We start from the raw sequence: 16,241 nt of genomic DNA on the forward strand, positions 1-16,241 counted from the left end.
TTTTTCAGTGGGGCGCCCTTATCAATCCTCGTCGATGATGATGTTGATGGCGCCGGCGTCCCGCAACGCCGCCTCCGCCGCATGGCGGGTCGCCTCATCCGGCGCGCGAAGGCCAATCAGCGGGGCATCGCTGGGCGGAAGGCGGGCGCCTTCCTGCTGGTCTTCCGTCACCGCGCCGGCCACGGCCTCTCCGGCCAGGCCAGCGCCCGCACCGGCTGCCGCCGCGGCGGCCACGGCCGGCAGAAGGGCGCCACCGCTGGCGATCACCAGCCCCGCCGCGCCCATCGCCGTTGCCGCCATGGACATGCCCACGCCAAGCTGACGGCGGTTGCGAAGGTCGGCTTCCTCCGGGTTCTCATCCGGCGGGCTCACCGGGCGGTCGGTGTCGGTCGTCGGTGTCTGTCGCTTCGCGCCATCGGCCTTGAGGTGGGCGATGGCGGCATCGCGCGCCGCGTCACTGGCGAACTCGCCCCAGACCACCGGCACGCCTTTGGCGCTTTCGCTGCTCTCGCCGGTCCACTGGCTGCTGTTGACGGTGATGGCCATGGCGGCCTCCTCCACTATGCTGTTCACGAGAGGAACGCGGCGGCGGGCCGATGTTTCCAAAAGGAGGATGTTGCGTGTTCGACCTGCCTGGGCTGGAGGCCGCCGCGAGACTGGTTCACGCGGAATTCCCCGCGACCCCTCAATATGCCTGGCCCTTGCTGGCGGCACGGACCGGCGCCGAAGTCTGGGTGAAGCACGAAAACCACACGCCGACCGGCGCCTTCAAGGTGCGCGGCGGGCTGGTCTTCATGGAGCGGTTGAAGCGGGAACGGCCGGAGACGCCGGGCATCATCTCCGCCACCCGGGGCAATCACGGGCAGTCGCTGGCCTATGCCGGCCAGCGCCTCGGCGTGCCGGTCACCATCGTGGTGCCCGAGGGCAACAGCCGGGAGAAGAACGCCGCCATGCGGGCCCAGGGCGCCCGGCTGGTGGAACATGGCGCGGATTTCGACGCGGCGCGCGAACATGCCATGCGGCTCGCGACGGCCGAGGGGTTGGAATTCGCCCCCTCCTTCGCGCCGGACCTGGTGCGCGGCGTGGCGACCTATGCGCTGGAGCTGTTCCGGGCGGCGCCAAGGCTGGATGCGCTCTATGTGCCGATCGGCCTGGGTTCCGGCATCTGCGGCTGCATCATGGCCCGCGACCTGCTGGGCCTGGGCACCGAGATCATCGGCGTGCAGAGCACCGGCGCCGATTCCTATGCCCGCAGCTTCGCCGCCGGCCGCGTGGTGACGACGGAGCGCGCCGATACCCTGGCCGATGGCATGGCGACGCGGGTGCCGGACCCGGCGGCGCTGGCCATCATCGCCAAGGGCGCGGCGCGCATCGTGACGGTGACGGATGACGAGGTGGCAGCAGCCATCCGCGCCTATTGGCAGGACACCCACAACCTGGCGGAAGGCGCCGGCGCCGCGCCGCTCGCCGCGTTGCTGCAGGAAAAGGACCGCATGCGCGGCCGGCGGGTGGCCACGATCCTCTGCGGTGGCAATATCGACCTCGACCTGTTCCGGGATTGGGTGCTCGCCGCATGACAACGCTGCTGCGCAACTGCCGCCCCCTGGGCGGCGCCACCGTCGACCTGCTGATCGAGGGCGAGCGGATCGCCGCCATCGGGCCGGGGCTTGCCGTGCCGGAGGGTGCGACGGTGCTGGACGGGCAGGGGCTGCTGGCGCTGCCGGCCTTCGTCGAGGGCCATACCCATCTCGACAAGTCGCGCTGGGGCATGGGCTGGTGGACCAATGAGGTCGGCCCGCGCCTGATCGACCGCATCGACACGGAACGCGCCACGCGCCGCGGCGGCTTCGATCCGGCGACGCAATCCGCCCGGCTGGCCCGCGAATTTTTGGCCCGCGGCACCACCCGCATCCGCAGCTTTGCGGATGTGGATACCGAGATCGGCACGGCCCATAGCGATGCGCTGGTGGCACTGCGGGAGGATCTGCGCGGCACCATGGACCTCCAGGTGGTCGCCTTTCCGCAATCCGGCCTGCTGGTCCGCCCCGGCACGCTGGAATTGCTGGACCGGGCGCTGCGCAATGGCGCGGATATCGTCGGCGGGCTCGACCCCTCCGGAATTGATCGCGACCCGAAGGGCCATCTGGATGTGGTCTTCGGGCTCTCGGAAAAGCACGGCAAGCCGCTGGATATCCATCTGCACGAGCCGGGGGAGCTGGGCGCCTTCGCGCTGGAGCTGACGGTGGAGCGGACTTTGGCGCTGGGCATGCAGGGGAAGGTGGTCATAAGCCATGGCTTCTGCCTGGGCGATGTCGCCCGCGCTCCTGCGCTCTATGCGGCGCTGGCCGAGGCCGGAATCGCGGTGGCGACCACCGCCCCGCCATCCCGCGCCGTGCCCTCCGTGAAGGCCATGCGCGCCGCCGGCGGGCGGATTTTTGGCGGCAATGACGGCATCCGCGACACCTGGACCCCCTACAACATGCCGGACATGTTGCAGCGGGCCATGCTGATCGGGCTGAAGAACGAATTCCGCCGCGACGACGAGATCGCTTTGGCGCTGGCCACCGTCACAGACTGGGCGGCGGAGGGCTGCGGCTTCGCCGATTACGGTCTGGTGGTGGGCGCCCGCGCTGACCTGGTGCTGGTGGAGGCCGAGACGGTGGCGGAGGCCGTGGTCGCCACCCCGCCGCGCCGGCTGGTGCTCAGCCATGGGCGGGTGGTGGCGCGGGACGGGGTGCTCCGCCTGGCAGGGTGACCCCCCTGCTCAGATGACCTGGAAGCGCGCCTTGGCGGCGCGCTCGATGGCGCCCGCGATCAGCCGGTCGATATCCAGGCCGATGCGCAGGTCCTGGAGGAAGCGCAGCTCCTCCTGCGTCGCATCGCCATCCGCCGCGCAGACCTCGCAGGCCAGCAGATAGGCAGTCTCCCGCAGCCGCATCGGCAGGGTGTCGCAGAGCATGGTGATGGCGCGGTCCAGGCCATCGGTGCGGCCGAGCAGGCTGGCCACGATATTCGTCACCGTCTCGATATCCGCGCTGTGGAAATCGGCGAAGACCGGCAGGTCCTGGACCATGCGGGACATCATGGCGAGTTCAGAATCGGACATCGGCCCGTCCGCGATTGACATCAGCACCATGGCGCAGACCAGGGCTTCCTGCGCGGTGAAGCTGGTAACGGCGGGCTCGGTGGTGGCGCGGCTGGGCATGATGGGTCTCCGATCTCCGGCCCGTTGGTCGCGCCTGCGGCGAGGCGGGTCAAGGGAGGGTTTTACACATCCCAGCCAATGGACCGGCGCAGGAAGGCGGCGCCGAGGGCGGCGAAGCTGGCCACCTCGGCATTGTCCTTGCCATAGCCATGGCCGCCGGCCTCCGGTTCCAGCAGCCAGGCATCATAGCCCAGCGCCTGGAGTTTGGCCGCCATCTTGCGGGCATGGCCGGGATGCACCCGGTCGTCGCGGCGGGTGGTGGCCAGCAGGATGGGCGGGTAGGGGCGGCCGGGCTCGGCAGCGTGATAGGCGGAGAAGTGGCGGATGAAGGCCCAGTCCTCGGCCTTGTCCGGGTCGCCGTACTCCGCCATCCAGGATGCGCCGGCCAGCAGCTTCGTGTAGCGGCGCATGTCGATCAGCGGGATGGTGCAGAACAGTGCGCCGAAACGCTCCGGGTAGCGGGTCAGCATATTGGCGATCAGCAGCCCGCCATTCGATCCCCCCTCCGCCGCGATGCGCCCGGGCACGGTCACGCCGCGCGCCACCAGATCCGCGGCGATGGCCGCGAAATCGTCATGGCTCTTCACCTTGTTGGCCAGCCGGCCGGCCTCGTGCCAGGCCACGCCGAATTCCCCGCCGCCGCGGATCTGGCCGAGCACCGTGGTGCCACCCTTCTGCAGCCAGAGCAGGCCGGAGGTCGCGGCGTAGTTCGGCAGGCGGGAGACCTGGAAGCCGCCATAGGCCGAGAGATGCACCGGCGCCCGGCCGCTATCGTCCTTGGGGCCGACCTGGACATAGGGGATGCGTTCGCCGTCCGAGGACACCGCCTCATGCCGCGTTACGACCAGCCCGGCCGCGTCGAAGCTGGGGGAGGCGGATTTCAGCAAGGCGGGCGTGGTGGGCGTGGTGCGGGTCAGCAGCAGGCGCGGCGGCGTCACCGGGTCCTGCGCCATGACCAGCAGCGTGCCGTCCGATTCCTCCGCCTCGGCATCCAGCGCCCAGAGGTCGACCACGCCGATGCGCGGCAGGCCCGGCACTTCCTGGCGCTGCCAGCCCTCGGCACCCGGCGTCAGCAGGGCGAAATGCGGTTCGAGATTGTCCAGGATGCTCAGCACCAGCGTGCCGTCGCACCAGGTGAAGCCTTGCAGGGCGCGGCGCGGTTCGGGGGTGAACAGCACCTCCGCCACCGGCTGGCCCTGCATCACCGCGTCGAAGGACAGGCCGAGCAGCGTGTCGGGGGCATGGGTGGTGCCGCCGACGGTCCAGGACGTGCGCGGCTTCACCGCGACATGGCCGCGCTGCCAGGCGTAATGCGCGTCGGTGGGCAGCGGGATTTCCGCCTTCGGCCCGTCGCGATCGCCCAGATGGATGCGGGCGTCGTAGAAGCCGAGCTGTTCGAAGAAGACCAGCACCTCCTTCCCGCCTTCGCGGTCCACCCCGGCGGAGCCCGCCATGCTGGTCTCCGGCACCTCGAAGATCACCGGGGCGGCCAGCGGGTCCGCGCCGCGCCGCCAGATCCGGACGGTGCGGGAATAGCCGGAGCTGGTGGCGCCACCGAGGGCGGAGGACAGCAGCAGCGTGTCCCGGTCCAGCCAGGCGGCGCCGCCCTTGGCCTCGGGCAGGGCAAAACCATCGGCGGGGAAGCTGCGGGTCGTCAGGTCGAATTCCCGCAGCACCACGGCATCGCCGCCGCCCCGCGACAGGCGCAGCAAGGCGCGGTCATGGCGGCCGGGCAGGGTGGTGGCGCCCTTCCAGACCCAGTCCGCGCCCTCCGCCGCCGTCAGCGCATCCAGGTCCAGCAGCACCTCCCAGTCCGGGGATTCGCTGCGGAAGCTGTCCATGGTGGTGCGGCGCCAGAGGCCGCGCGGATTGGCGGCATCCTGCCAGTAGTTGAACAGATGCGGGCCCCGGCGGGTGACATGGGGCAGGCGGCCGGGGCGGTCCAGCGCGGTGCGCAGCGCGTCGCGATCGGCCTCGAACGCCGCATTCGCGAAGCGGGCGCGGGTGCGGGCGTTTTGGTCGGCGACCCAGGCGAGGGCGCGGTCGCCCTCCACCTCTTCCAGCCACAGATACGGGTCGTCATCCGGCGCATCGAGGGTCGGGCGGACATCCATGATTCAGCTCTCCGCGAGAAAGTCCCGGGTTTCGGCCACCGCATCGCGCAGCCCCATCCGCCGCACCACCACGCCGGTCGGCAGCCCTGCCAGAAGGCGGGACGGGCAGGAACGGTCGAGCAGCACGAAGACGCCCTTGTCGTCATGCCGCCGGATCAGCCGCCCGAAGGCCTGGCGCAGCCGGTGGCGGGCGATGGCGTCGTCATAGGATTTGGGCTGGCCTTCCGAGAGATGGGTGCGGCGTTCCCGGTGCAGTATGGAGGGCCGCGGCCATGGCACCCGGTCGAAGACCAGCAGGCGCAGCGACCGGCCCGGCACGTCCACGCCGTCCCGCATCGCATCGGTGCCGAGCAGGCAGGCGGCTTCCTCGGCCCGGAACACGTCGACCAGCGTCGCATTGTCCATCGCATCGACATGCTGGGCATAGAGCGGGATGCCACGCTCCGCGAGCGGCTGGGCGATGCGCGACTGCACATCCCGCAGCCGCCGCACCGCCGTGAACAGCCCGAGCGCGCCCCCGCCGGAGGCGCCGAACAAGGCGCGATAGGCGCTGGCGACCTGGCCCGGATCGGCCTTGTTCACATCCTCCACCACGATGGCGCGGGTGCGGCTGGCGTAATCGAAAGGAGAGGCAACGGCGGCCCGGATCGCCGGGCTGGGCAGGTGGGCGGCGCCGGTGCGGGCTTCGGCCGCGCGCCAGGCGGCCTCCGGCGCTTCCTCCGCCGCCTCGGCCTCGGAGAGGCTGCCATGGTCGCGCAGGGTGGCGGAGGTGATGAGCACGCCATGGGCCGGGGCGGCAACAGCCATGGCGAAGGGCTGGGTGGGGTCCAGGTGGTGGCGGTGCATGCCGCAATCGACCTCCCGCCCCTCCCGCCGATCCAGCGCGAACCAGTCCACATAATCCGGGCGGATGCCGGGCGCGCGAGGCGGGGCGGAGAGGGTGCCGAGCATGGCGCCCCAGGCGGTCAGCGGCATCAGCGCGCGGCGTTCCAGGCCCCGGCAGGCGGCCTCGATGCGGATGCGGTCGCCGAGCTCCAGCTCCTCCGCCTCATCCTCCAGCCGCGCGGCCAGGCGGTCATGCAGGGTCTGCAGGGGGGTGCGCAGGCGGGTCAGGCTGTCGGCGAGGTCGGCGGCGGCCGCGGCCACCGGCTCGGCCAGCGGATGCAGGTCGCATTCGATGCCGTAGCCCGCTTCCTCGTCCCGCGCGCGGGCCAGGACCTGGCGGCGGATGGATTGCAGAAAGACCTCGGTGGCGCCGCGGGCGCTGTCCGCTTCCTCCTCCGCCAGCCGGTTGGGCCAGCCGGGGCCGGGCAAGGCGCGGGCGGCCTGCAAGGCTTCTTCCAAGGGCAGCAGCAGGTCGGGGCGGTCGCCGATCAGCTCTTCCAGCCGGCGGGACAGGCCACGGGCGCGGGAACGGCCGCCCTCGGCGCCCAGCAGCCAGCGACGCAGCTCCGCTGCCTCCCCGCCCGACAGGTCGGCGGAGAAGGCCGCGTCGGCGGCATCGAACAGATGGTGGCCCTCATCGAAGACCAGGCGCTGCGGCCGGCCATCCTCGCCACCGCCGAGGGCCGCCTGCACCATCACCAGCGCGTGGTTGGCCACCACGAGCGTCGCGCCCTTGGCGCGGCGGATCGAATGTTCGACGAAGCACTGCTTGTAATGGCCGCAGGCGGAGTGGATGCACTCGCCGCGCCGGTCGGCCAGGGGCCAGACATTGTGCGGGCCGAACAGCTCCGACAGCCATCCCGGAAAATCGCCGCCTTGCAGGTCGCCGTCGCGGGTCGCCAGGGCCCAGCGGGAGATCAGGCCGAGCGGCAGCCATTGCCCGGCCATGCCGGCGGCGCCCACCGCCTCCTCCATGTTCAGCAGGCAGAGGTAGTTCTCCCGCCCCTTGCGCACGACGATGCGGCGGCGGCGCTCGGTCGGGTCGGGGTAGAGGCGGGCGGTTTCCTGGTCGATCTGGCGTTGCAGGTTGCGGGTGAAGGTGGAGATCCAGACCGGCGCGCCGTTGCGTTCCGCCCAGAGGCTGGCCGGCGCCACATAGCCCAGGGTCTTGCCCGTGCCGGTGCCCGCTTCCGCCAGCACCAGATGCGGCGCGCCCGGCACGTCCCGCGCCTGGAAGGCGCTGGCGGCGGCGGAGGCGTAGTCGGCCTGTTGCGGCCGCTGTTCGGAGCCTTCGCCGAGGATTTCGGCGAGGCGCTGGCGGGCCTCGGTGGCGGAGACGGGGTGCTGGCTGGGGGGCGGGGGCGGGGCCGCTTCCTCCCAATCCGGCAGGCGGCGCCAGACCTTCAGCGGGTCGGGGGAGGGCCGCGCCTGGGCCTGGCCGAGCGCGGCAAGCACCGAATCCGCCCAGGGCCAGCCGGTTTCCTGCCGCAGCTTGGCGGCCAGGGCGGCGGCGTCCCGGTTCATCGGGCTGTGGCGGCCGGCGGCCAGGTGGCGCAGCAGGTCGGTGGCGAGTTCCGGCAGCAGGGCGGCCAGCGCCTCCTCCTCCTCCGGCGGTTCGCGGTCGAGCGCGAGGGCCAGGCCGCGCGGGGTGGGCGCGGCGGGGCGGGCCGGCTGGCAGAAGGCGAAAAGCTCGAGCAGGTCGCAGGCGGGGAAGGGATTCAGGCCAAGGCGGCGGGCGGCGGCGGGGGCATGCACCACCATCGGCGGCGGCATGTCGCGCAGCCGGCGGCCGATCTCGATGGCGGGGCCGGAGAAGAGTTCGCCATCCGGGGTGAGCAGCGTGCCACGGCCGAAGCCGGCGACCAGCGCGGGGCTGTCCGGCAGCAGCAGGCGGGGTTGCGCGAATGCCGCGGCGGCCGGGCGAGGCGTCGTCATGCTGCCAATGTGGCGGCAGGGCGGGATGGAACAAAGAGGGAAAAGCGCGGCGGCATGCGAATTCCCATTATGGCGACGCGCGGGGGAAAGCCCTCTCCCCCTGACAGGGGGAGAGGGTTGGGTGAGGGGGGCTTTGCCGGTTGGTCCGCCAATCACAGAAAAGGCGAGGCACCCTTCGGCGTCGTCAGAGCCCTACTCGGAAGACCCCCCTCACCCCATCCCTCTCCCCCCGTCAGGGGGAGAGGGAGTCGCTGGGTTTCCGAGAGGCGGATCAGGTCAGCCGAAAGACCGGCCTCAGGCCGGCACGCGCAGCGCCGGCACACGCTCCGCGATCTGCACGGCGTTCAGCGCCGCGCCCTTCAGAAGCTGGTCGCCGCAGAGGAAGAAATCGAGGCCGTGATCGCCGAACACCGGATTGGCGCGGATGCGGCCGGCCTCCACATCGTCCTGGCCGGTCGCGGTGATTGGCATCGGGTAGACGTTGTTGGCGACGTCGTCGACCACGCGGATGCCGGCGGCGGCCCGGAGCACCGCACGCGCGGCCTCGGCGGTGACGGGGCGCTCGGTCTCGATCGTGACGGATTCGGCGTGGACGCGCAAAGTCGGCACGCGGACGGCGGTGCAGGAGACCAGCAGGTCCGGCAGGCCCGTGATCTTCCGGGTCTCCCAGGTCACTTTCATTTCTTCCCGCGTGTAACCATTCGGTTGAAAACTGTCGATGTGCGGGATGACGTTGAAGGCCAGCGGGTGGACGAAAACATCGTGTCCTGCCTCGGCGCCGTCCACCAGCACGCGGCGGGATTCGCGGAGCAGTTCCTCCATTGCCTCCGCTCCGGCGCCGGAGGCGGCCTGGTAGGTGGAGACGATGACGCGCTTGATGCCGAAGGCGGCGTGCAGCGGGGCCAGCGCCACCACCAGGATGGCGGTGGTGCAGTTCGGGTTGGCGATCAGCTTCGCATCGCCGATGGCCGCCGCATTCACCTCCGGCACCACCAGCGGGATGCCGTCCTCCAGCCGGAAGGCGGAGGAATTGTCCACCACGGTGACGCCGGCCGCGACCAGGCCCGGCGCGTGCTTCTTCGCGAAATCGCCGGAGACGGCGAGCAAGGCCAGGTCCAGGTCGCGCGCGGCCTCCTGGCTGAATTCCTCGATCACCGTGTCGCCGAAGGGCGTGGGCATAATCGTGCCGGCACTGCGACCCGAGGCGAAGAGGCGGAGTTTCGTCACCGGGAAGCGACGCCGCCCGAGGACCTCCACCAGCTCCCGCCCCACCGCTCCGGTGGCGCCGATCACACCCACACGCATCGCACGTTGCTCCTGTTGCAAGAATGGTCGGCCCGCATAGCGCAAAGCGCGGGCCGGGCCAATCAGGAGATGGCGGAGACCTGCTGCGTGTCCAGGTCATAATGGGCGCCGACCACCTTCAGCCGCCCGGCCTGGACCGCGGCGGCCAGGACGGAGCTTTCGGTCTGAAGTCGCCCGACATTGAGCGTCACATTGGCCCGCACCGTGCCGTCCAGCGTGTCGCCCCCCGCGCGCAGCGCGGTCAGCGCGGCGGGCAGGATCGGCAGCAGCATGTCGCGCAGATGGGCGGGCAAAGCGAGGTTCTGCTGGGCCATGGCCAGCGCCGCGCCGGCGGCGCCGCAATGCTCGTGGCCCAGAACCATGATGAGCGGCACGCCGAGATTGCCCACCGCATATTCCAGGCTGCCGATGGCGCCGGTATCGGCGAGGTTGCCGGCATTGCGGGCGACGAAGATCTCCCCCAGCCCGGCCTGGAACAGCACTTCCGGGGCCGCGCGGCTGTCGGCGCAGCCCAGCACGGCGGCGAAGGGGGCCTGCCCGGTGGCGAGCTGGATGCGGCGCTCGAGGTTGCTCGGACCGCTCGGCGCGCTGCCGGCGAGGAAGCGGCGATTGCCTTCCATCAGCCGTTCCAGCGCCTGGTCCGGGGTGAGCGTGGTCGGCGGCAGGCCGCTGGCGGCCCGCGCCGGACCGACCAGACTGGCCAGTCCGATGCCGGCGAGGCTGGCCATGAGGGTGCGGCGGCCAAAGCCTTTTCCGACATGACGGCCAAGATGGGGGGGGCAGCAGGTGCAGGCCGGCATGGCGTTGTCCTCGGGTTGCGGATCACGGGGTTGCAGGATCAGCGGGGCGGGGCATGGAGCGGCACTGGAATGGTTCCAGCATCGTCCGAAACCGGGTGTGGCGAAAGATAGGGCTCAAATATCTGCCAAGCGGTGAACGGCCTCGCGGCGGCGGATGCCCTCGCCTGGATCGCGCACCCCACCTATAACCCGCTCCGGTTCCAGCAATGAGGTGCCCCGTCGCCATGACCGCCGATTTCACCGCTGCCAAGGCCTGGCCCTTCGAGGAGGCGCGCAAGGTCGCCGATCGGGTCAAGGCCAGCGGCAAAACGGCGGCGCTGTTCGAGACCGGCTACGGCCCCTCCGGCCTGCCGCATATCGGCACCTTCGGTGAGGTGGCGCGCACCACCTGGGTGCGCCGCGCCTTCGAGAAGCTGACCGGGATGCCCACCAAGCTGATCGCCTTCAGCGACGACATGGACGGGCTGCGCAAGGTGCCGGACAATGTCCCGAACCGGGAAATGTTGTCCGCTTATCTCGGCCGACCGGTCACGGCGGTGCCGGACCCCTTCGGCACGCATGAAAGCTTCGGGCATCACAACAACGCCCGGCTGCGCGCCTTTCTCGACCGGTTCGGGTTCGAATACGAATTCGCGTCGTCCTCCGACTACTACCGATCGGGGCGCTTTGACGCGGCGCTGCTGCGCATGGCGGAACGGCATGAGGAGGTGCGGGCGGTGATCCTGCCGACGCTCGGCCCGGAACGCCGCGCCACCTACTCCCCCTTCCTGCCGATCCATCCGAAAACCGGCGTGGTGATGCAGGTGCCGATGGAGGAGGTGCGGCCGGCCGAGGACCTGCTGGTCTGGGTCGATCCCGAGACCGGCGAACGCCACGGCACGCGCATCACCGGGGGCCATTGCAAGGCGCAGTGGAAGGCCGACTGGGCGCTGCGCTGGTTCGCGCTGGGCGTGGATTACGAGATGTCCGGCAAGGACCTGATCGACAGCGTCAAGCTCTCCGGCGCCATCTGCAAGGTGCTGGGCGGCCAGCCGCCGATCGGCTTCACCTATGAGCTGTTCCTGGACGAGGCCGGCGGCAAGATCAGCAAGTCGAAGGGCAATGGGCTGACCATCGACGAATGGCTGCACTACGCGCCGCCCGAATCCCTGTCCCAGTTCATGTACAACCAGCCGGGCCGCGCCAAGCGGTTGCATTTCGACGTGATCCCGCGCGCCGTCGACGAATACGTGCAGAACCTGGACCGGTTGCGCACGGCGCCGGGGCCGGACAATCCGGCCTGGCACATCCATGGCGGGCCGACGAACGACCCGGGCACGCCGGTGTCCTTCACCATGCTGATGAACCTCGCCAGCGTCATCAATGCCGATGCGCCGGAGATGCTCTGGGGCTTTCTGCGCCGCTACGCCCCCGAGGCGAGCGGCGAGACGCATCCGCTGCTGGCACGCCTGGTGGAACACGCGGTCGCCTACTACCGGGACCGCGTCGCGCCCAACAAGCAGCACCGCCCGGCGACCGAGGCCGAGCGCCCGGCCTTCGAGGCCCTGGCCGCGATGCTGCGGGAGAGGCTGCCGGAACTCGACCTGCTGCCGCCGGATGAGCAGGCCCGCGCCATCCAGGATGTCGTCTATGATGCCGGGCGGCGGGAGCCTTTCATCGAGATGACCAAGGATGGCCGCCAAGGCGTGTCGCGGGCCTGGTTCAACGCGCTGTACCAGGTGCTGCTCGGCCAGCCGGAGGGGCCGCGCTTCGGCGGCTTCGTCGCGCTGTACGGCATCGCCGGCACCATCGGGCTGATCGAGACGGCCCTGGCCCGGCCTGCCGTCGGCGACGCGGCCGCATGAAGAAGCTTGGCGGGCTGCTGCGCCGCCACGGCGTGGCAGGCTTCGGCGTGCTGCTGCTGATCGCCGCCATCTGGGTGGTGCAGAAGGAATTCCGCAGCCTGTCGATGGCGGATATCCGCAATTCGCTGGCCGCCATCCCGCCGCTGACGCTATGGATCGCCGCCGGCTGGACCCTGCTCGCCTATGCCGTGCTGACCATCTATGACCGGCTCGGCAGCGTCTATGCCGGCTATCCGGTCAGCTATGCCCGCACCTCCCTGGCCAGCTTCTGCGCCTATACGCTGGCGCATAATCTGGGCTTCGCGGCGGTGTCCGGCGCCGCGGTGCGCTACCGCTTCTATGCCGCCTGGGGGCTGCCGCCGCTGGCCATCGCCAAGGTGGTGGCCTTCACCAGCCTGACCTTCGGCCTGGGCGGCTTCGCCCTGGGGGGCCTCGTGCTGCTGGTGGAGCCGGAGGTGGTGCCCGGCCTCGGCGAGCATGTGCCGCATTGGGCCATGAACCTCATCGGCCTGGCGATGTGGGGGCTGGTGATCGCCTATGTCACGCTGTCGCGCATCCGCAGCCATGTGACGATCTTCAAGCACCGCATCGACCTGCCCGGCTTCCGCATGGCGGTGGCGCAGACCACCCTGGCCAGCGTCGATGTCGCGGTGACGGCGATGATCTTCTACGTGCTGCTGCCGGAGGCGGAGGGGCTGACCTTCCTGCGCTTCCTGGGCATCTATGTCGCCGCCTATACCGCCGGCATCGCCGCAAGCCTGCCGGGCGGCATCGGCGTGTTCGACGGCGCCATCCTGATCGGGCTGGCGCCCTGGCTGACGCCTGCGCAGGTGGTCGGCGCGCTGCTGCTGTTCCGCCTGTACTACTACATCGTGCCGCTGTTCCTGGCCGGCATCCTGTTCGCGGGCTTCGAGATCGCGCAGCGGCGGCATGTGCTGGTGCGCTTCGCCGCGGAACAGCGCGTGGCGGATGCGCTGGAAGTGCCGGCGATCGCGGGCCTGGTCGGCCTGGGCGGCGCGCTGCTGATATTCGTCGGCGCGCTGCCGGCGGGCGGCACGGCGGTGGCGGAATGGGCGGGGTATGAGGCCGCCGTCGCCTCGCATTTCGCGGCCTCCCTGATCGGATCACTGCTGCTGGTGATGGGCTATGGGCTGCTGCGGCGGCTGACGTTGGCCTGGGGGGCGGGCATCGTCCTGCTGATCGTCGGTGCGCTGATCTGCTGGCTGCGGGCGGATGGCTGGTGGATCTGGGGCGCCTTCCTGCTGGTGGCCGGGCTGCTGGCGGCGATGCGCAGCGCCTTCTACCGCAGCGCCCGGCTGATGCGGGAACCGCTGGCCGGCGCCTCGCTGCTGCCGCTGGTGGTGGTGGGGCTTTGCGCGCTGATGCTGGCGCTGGTCAGCTATGGCGGCAAGGTGGCGACGGAAAGCTGGTGGGAGGTCGTGGCCTCCCCCCTCGCGCCGGACAGCCTGCGCTTCTCGGTAGGCCTGGCGGCGGTGCTGCTGCTGGTCGCCGTGGTGCGGCTGCTGCGCCCGGCCCGGCTGGTGCCGGAGGCTTGGAGCCTGGAGACCCGGGCACGACTGCGCGCTTTGGGGGCGGAGGCACCGGAACTGGCCGATGGCGCGGTGTTCGGGGAAAGCGGGCGCGCCGGCTTCGCCTTCGTCCGGCGCAACGGCCTCTGGCTCGGCCTGGGCGATCCGGCGGGGGAGGAGCGGGACCGCGTCTCCGCCATCTGGCGCTTCCGGGACATGTGCGAGCGTGCGGGGGTGGATGCGGCCTTCTGGCGCGTCGGACCCGGGCTGCTGCGGGTCTATGGCGATATCGGCCTGACCGCCTTCCCGGTGGGCGCGCTGGGGCCGGGGGATGGGCCGCGCTTCCTGGTCTGCCGGGCGGAGAAGGATCTGGAACTGCTGGCGCCACTGCTGCCGCCGCGATAGCCGTGGAGGGTGAGATATGAGTCTCGGCGGCATCCGCAACCTGGACCACAGCGTGCTGCTGTGCCGCCGGATGGAGGCGACGCGGGCCTTCTACCGGGACGTGATGGGCTTTCCGATCGAGGAGGACCGCCCCAACTGGGTCAGCTTCCGCATCGGCGCCACGCTGCTGTCGCTGCGACCGCGCGGGACCTGGAGCGTCTGTGACGATGGTGTAGCGGTGGAGGGGTCGGCTTCGGTGCAACTGGCCTTCCGCGTGGCGCCCCCCGCGATCGAGACCTGCCGCGCCGAGCTTGTCGCCAAGGGCGTGCCCATTCTGCGGGGTCCGACGGACCTGCCATCCTGGCGCCACCGCACCCTGTTCTTCCGCGACCCGGAGGACAACATCATCGAGATCTACGCGGAATATTGAGGCTCGCGCGGCGTCAGGCCGCCGGAGGCGGTGCCCGGCGCCTGAGGGCATGCAAAAATACTACTGCGACGCCCAGACGATCCGATGCATCCAGGCCAACTCGGCGAGGTCGAAACTGTAGTTCGGATGTTCGGGGTTCAGGCTCGCCAGTTCCACCCGCCGGGCCGACTGGCGCAGCAACTGCTTGGCCATCACCTCCCCCTGCCGGGTGCGGACCACCACCCGGTCGCCACGCCGCACCGGCGCGCCGGGGGAGACGATGACCACGTCGCCGTCGCGGAACACCGGCTCCATGCTCTCCCCGCTGATTTCCAGCGCATAGGCATTGGGGTCCGGCACGTCGGGGACGGATATCTCGTCCCAGCCGCCGCCGACCGGGTAGCCGCCATCGTCGAAGAAGCCATCGCTGCCCGCCTGGGCCAGGCCGATCAGCGGGATGCGGCGGGCAATGGCGGTGCGGCTGCTGCCGCGGGACAGCGCCGGCGCGCCGGTGACGAGGGAGGCGAAGGCCTCGAAACCCGTTCCGGTGGCGCCCAGCACCTTGGCGACGCTTTCGGTGGAGGGCCAGCGGGCGCGGCCATCGGCGCCGGTGCGCTTCGACGGGTTGAAGGCGGTGGCGTCCAGCCCCGCGCGCCGGGCGAGGCCGGAGGCCGATAGGCCGTGCTCGGCGGCGAGTGCGTCGATCGCCCGCCAGATGTCCTCGTGCCGCATGGCCAAGGTTCCTCAAGGGATTTGGCCCGAATCGGACCGCGACGCGCTTCGGGGGAGGCGCGCCCTGGGTTGCACATCCTAGGTTTCGAGTCGGAAAGCAATAGGAACTATATCCTTGCAACCTCCGATGGATCGGGATACGCAGCAAGTGTTCCTGTTTTGTTCGGGAACGCGCCCCTCGGAGGACCCCCGATCCATGTCCATCGCCCCCCGTCACACGCCCATCCTGGCCAGCCTGGATCGCGCGCAACCCTTCGCCAGTGCCGAGGATGCCTGGTTCTGGACCATGGCAGCCCTGACCGCCCGGCGCGATGGCGCGCGCATCGGCGCCGGCCGCGGCCTGGTGGTGCGGCCCTGCGAGCCGGATGACGTGGTGAAATGCCTCGACCGGCTGTACCGCCAGCGTCGCATCGACCTGGCCCATGCCCGGATCCTGCGCATCTGGGGCGAGCGCCACGAGGCGCCCAGCCCGCGCATCCCGCAGGAGGCCGGCGAGCTGCGGCTGTGGCGGGAGGCGATGGCGCGGCTGGATTTCCCGCTGCGCGCCAAGGGCATCGTCGCCGGCCCCACCCGCGGCATGGCGGAGGCCGAGGTGATCGCATTCCCCGGGCGCCGGTCGTGACCCCGGCCAGCAAGGCGGCGCATCGGCGCGTGGCGCAGGCGGCGGGCCAGCAGGTCTGGATCGCCTTTGGCGGGGTGGCGGACCAGCCCTGGATGCGGTTGTTGCGCCCCGGCTTCCGCCACTGCTTCGCTGCGCTGTCGGATGAGGCGGGCTGGACGGTGATCGAGCCGCTGACCGGGCGGCTGATGGTGGCCCGGCTGCCGGTCGATGCTGGTTTCGACCTGCCCGGCTTCTACCGCCGCGCCGGGCTGCGGGTGCTCGGTCCCTTCCTGCCGGAGGCGCCCATGCCGCACGCATGGCCCCTGCCGCGGCCGCTGAGCTGCGTCGGGCTGTGCCAGGCCTTGCTGGGTCCGAAGGCGCCCCCGGCCTGGACGCCGTTCCAACTGTTTCAGGCGCTTGGCGGCCGGGAACAGGAAAATAATCATGGATAATAGGAATAAATATTGACGCCGATCGCATCACGGGTCTATCAGACCC

Annotated in this window: 14 protein-coding genes; 7 read left to right on the top strand and 7 right to left on the bottom strand. The window is 70.8% G+C overall.

What is annotated here, in order from left to right:
• Nucleotides 1-21: 21 nt before the first annotated feature.
• Nucleotides 22-546: a hypothetical protein gene (locus JJQ90_RS09930; RefSeq protein WP_216874822.1), complete on the bottom strand. Its 525-nt coding sequence runs from the start codon at nucleotides 544-546 to the stop codon at nucleotides 22-24.
• 74 nt (nucleotides 547-620) lie between these two features.
• Between JJQ90_RS09930 and JJQ90_RS09935 the strand changes: the two genes are divergently transcribed.
• Together JJQ90_RS09935 and JJQ90_RS09940 are read left to right on the top strand one after the other, a co-directional pair.
• On the top strand, nucleotides 621-1,577 hold the full coding sequence (locus JJQ90_RS09935; RefSeq protein ID WP_216874824.1) for a threonine dehydratase: 957 nt from the start codon (nucleotides 621-623) through the stop codon (nucleotides 1,575-1,577).
• Complete coding sequence (locus tag JJQ90_RS09940; RefSeq protein WP_216874826.1) at nucleotides 1,574-2,755, top strand: amidohydrolase family protein; 1,182 nt, start codon at nucleotides 1,574-1,576, stop codon at nucleotides 2,753-2,755. The genes JJQ90_RS09935 and JJQ90_RS09940 overlap by 4 nt, the downstream gene beginning before the upstream one ends.
• Before the next feature lie 9 nt (nucleotides 2,756-2,764).
• Here JJQ90_RS09940 and JJQ90_RS09945 read toward each other — a convergent pair whose 3' ends face one another.
• The 5 genes from JJQ90_RS09945 to JJQ90_RS09965 form a co-directional block, all read right to left on the bottom strand.
• Nucleotides 2,765-3,205 carry a tellurite resistance TerB family protein gene (locus tag JJQ90_RS09945; protein WP_216874828.1) on the bottom strand — a complete coding sequence of 147 codons (441 nt, stop codon included), beginning with the start codon at nucleotides 3,203-3,205 and terminating at the stop codon, nucleotides 2,765-2,767.
• Nucleotides 3,206-3,267: 62 nt separating this feature from the next.
• Nucleotides 3,268-5,319, bottom strand: coding sequence for a prolyl oligopeptidase family serine peptidase (locus tag JJQ90_RS09950; RefSeq protein ID WP_216874830.1), 2,052 nt, complete (start codon nucleotides 5,317-5,319; stop codon nucleotides 3,268-3,270).
• Between the two features lie 3 nt (nucleotides 5,320-5,322).
• Entirely contained in the window at nucleotides 5,323-8,139 is a 2,817-nt protein-coding gene (locus tag JJQ90_RS09955) for an ATP-dependent DNA helicase (RefSeq protein WP_216874832.1), read from the bottom strand.
• Between the two features lie 294 nt (nucleotides 8,140-8,433).
• A complete protein-coding gene (locus JJQ90_RS09960) occupies nucleotides 8,434-9,444 on the bottom strand; it encodes an aspartate-semialdehyde dehydrogenase (RefSeq protein ID WP_216874834.1) in 1,011 nt (336 codons plus the stop codon).
• Between the two features lie 62 nt (nucleotides 9,445-9,506).
• The gene (locus tag JJQ90_RS09965) at nucleotides 9,507-10,172 is read right to left on the bottom strand and encodes a carbonic anhydrase (RefSeq protein WP_216874836.1); all 666 of its coding nucleotides are present in this window, start codon (nucleotides 10,170-10,172) and stop codon (nucleotides 9,507-9,509) included.
• A gap of 296 nt (nucleotides 10,173-10,468) precedes the next feature.
• Between JJQ90_RS09965 and JJQ90_RS09970 the strand changes: the two genes are divergently transcribed.
• From JJQ90_RS09970 to JJQ90_RS09980, 3 genes are read left to right on the top strand one after another with little or no spacing between them, the layout of a single operon-like run.
• Nucleotides 10,469-12,088: a lysine--tRNA ligase gene (locus JJQ90_RS09970; RefSeq protein ID WP_216874838.1), complete on the top strand. Its 1,620-nt coding sequence runs from the start codon at nucleotides 10,469-10,471 to the stop codon at nucleotides 12,086-12,088.
• Nucleotides 12,085-14,022, top strand: coding sequence for a lysylphosphatidylglycerol synthase domain-containing protein (locus JJQ90_RS09975; RefSeq protein WP_216874840.1), 1,938 nt, complete (start codon nucleotides 12,085-12,087; stop codon nucleotides 14,020-14,022). Before JJQ90_RS09970 ends, JJQ90_RS09975 begins: the two co-directional genes overlap by 4 nt.
• Nucleotides 14,023-14,038: 16 nt before the next feature.
• Nucleotides 14,039-14,431, top strand: coding sequence for a VOC family protein (locus tag JJQ90_RS09980; protein WP_216874842.1), 393 nt, complete (start codon nucleotides 14,039-14,041; stop codon nucleotides 14,429-14,431).
• Between the two features lie 60 nt (nucleotides 14,432-14,491).
• On the opposite strand, the gene JJQ90_RS09985 is transcribed toward JJQ90_RS09980, so the two are convergent.
• Nucleotides 14,492-15,142 carry a S24 family peptidase gene (locus JJQ90_RS09985; RefSeq protein ID WP_216874845.1) on the bottom strand — a complete coding sequence of 217 codons (651 nt, stop codon included), beginning with the start codon at nucleotides 15,140-15,142 and terminating at the stop codon, nucleotides 14,492-14,494.
• A gap of 196 nt (nucleotides 15,143-15,338) precedes the next feature.
• Here JJQ90_RS09985 and JJQ90_RS09990 point away from each other — a divergent pair, with 196 nt between their 5' ends.
• Nucleotides 15,339-15,764 (top strand): hypothetical protein, encoded by a 426-nt coding sequence (locus JJQ90_RS09990; RefSeq protein ID WP_216874847.1) that lies wholly within the window; start codon nucleotides 15,339-15,341, stop codon nucleotides 15,762-15,764.
• On the top strand, nucleotides 15,761-16,195 hold the full coding sequence (locus tag JJQ90_RS09995; protein ID WP_216874849.1) for a hypothetical protein: 435 nt from the start codon (nucleotides 15,761-15,763) through the stop codon (nucleotides 16,193-16,195). The genes JJQ90_RS09990 and JJQ90_RS09995 overlap by 4 nt, the downstream gene beginning before the upstream one ends.
• The last annotated feature ends 46 nt before the right edge of the window (nucleotides 16,196-16,241 follow it).

Source organism: Falsiroseomonas oleicola (assembly GCF_019029495.1).
Classification (GTDB): domain Bacteria; phylum Pseudomonadota; class Alphaproteobacteria; order Acetobacterales; family Acetobacteraceae; genus Falsiroseomonas; species Falsiroseomonas oleicola.

Bases quoted from the DNA above. Each gene is read 5' to 3' on its own strand.
- JJQ90_RS09980 (WP_216874842.1), top strand. From the start codon at position 14,039: ATGAGTCTCGGCGGCATCCGCAACCTGGACCACAGCGTGCTGCTGTGC.
- JJQ90_RS09990 (WP_216874847.1), top strand. From the start codon at position 15,339: ATGTCCATCGCCCCCCGTCACACGCCCATCCTGGCCAGCCTGGATCGC.
- JJQ90_RS09970 (WP_216874838.1), top strand. From the start codon at position 10,469: ATGACCGCCGATTTCACCGCTGCCAAGGCCTGGCCCTTCGAGGAGGCG.
- JJQ90_RS09950 (WP_216874830.1), bottom strand. From the start codon at position 5,319: ATGGATGTCCGCCCGACCCTCGATGCGCCGGATGACGACCCGTATCTG.
- JJQ90_RS09965 (WP_216874836.1), bottom strand. From the start codon at position 10,172: ATGGCCAGCCTCGCCGGCATCGGACTGGCCAGTCTGGTCGGTCCGGCG.
- JJQ90_RS09930 (WP_216874822.1), bottom strand. From the start codon at position 546: ATGGCCATCACCGTCAACAGCAGCCAGTGGACCGGCGAGAGCAGCGAA.
- JJQ90_RS09960 (WP_216874834.1), bottom strand. From the start codon at position 9,444: ATGCGTGTGGGTGTGATCGGCGCCACCGGAGCGGTGGGGCGGGAGCTG.
- JJQ90_RS09940 (WP_216874826.1), top strand. From the start codon at position 1,574: ATGACAACGCTGCTGCGCAACTGCCGCCCCCTGGGCGGCGCCACCGTC.
- JJQ90_RS09975 (WP_216874840.1), top strand. From the start codon at position 12,085: ATGAAGAAGCTTGGCGGGCTGCTGCGCCGCCACGGCGTGGCAGGCTTC.
- JJQ90_RS09945 (WP_216874828.1), bottom strand. From the start codon at position 3,205: ATGCCCAGCCGCGCCACCACCGAGCCCGCCGTTACCAGCTTCACCGCG.
- JJQ90_RS09985 (WP_216874845.1), bottom strand. From the start codon at position 15,142: ATGCGGCACGAGGACATCTGGCGGGCGATCGACGCACTCGCCGCCGAG.
- JJQ90_RS09955 (WP_216874832.1), bottom strand. From the start codon at position 8,139: ATGACGACGCCTCGCCCGGCCGCCGCGGCATTCGCGCAACCCCGCCTG.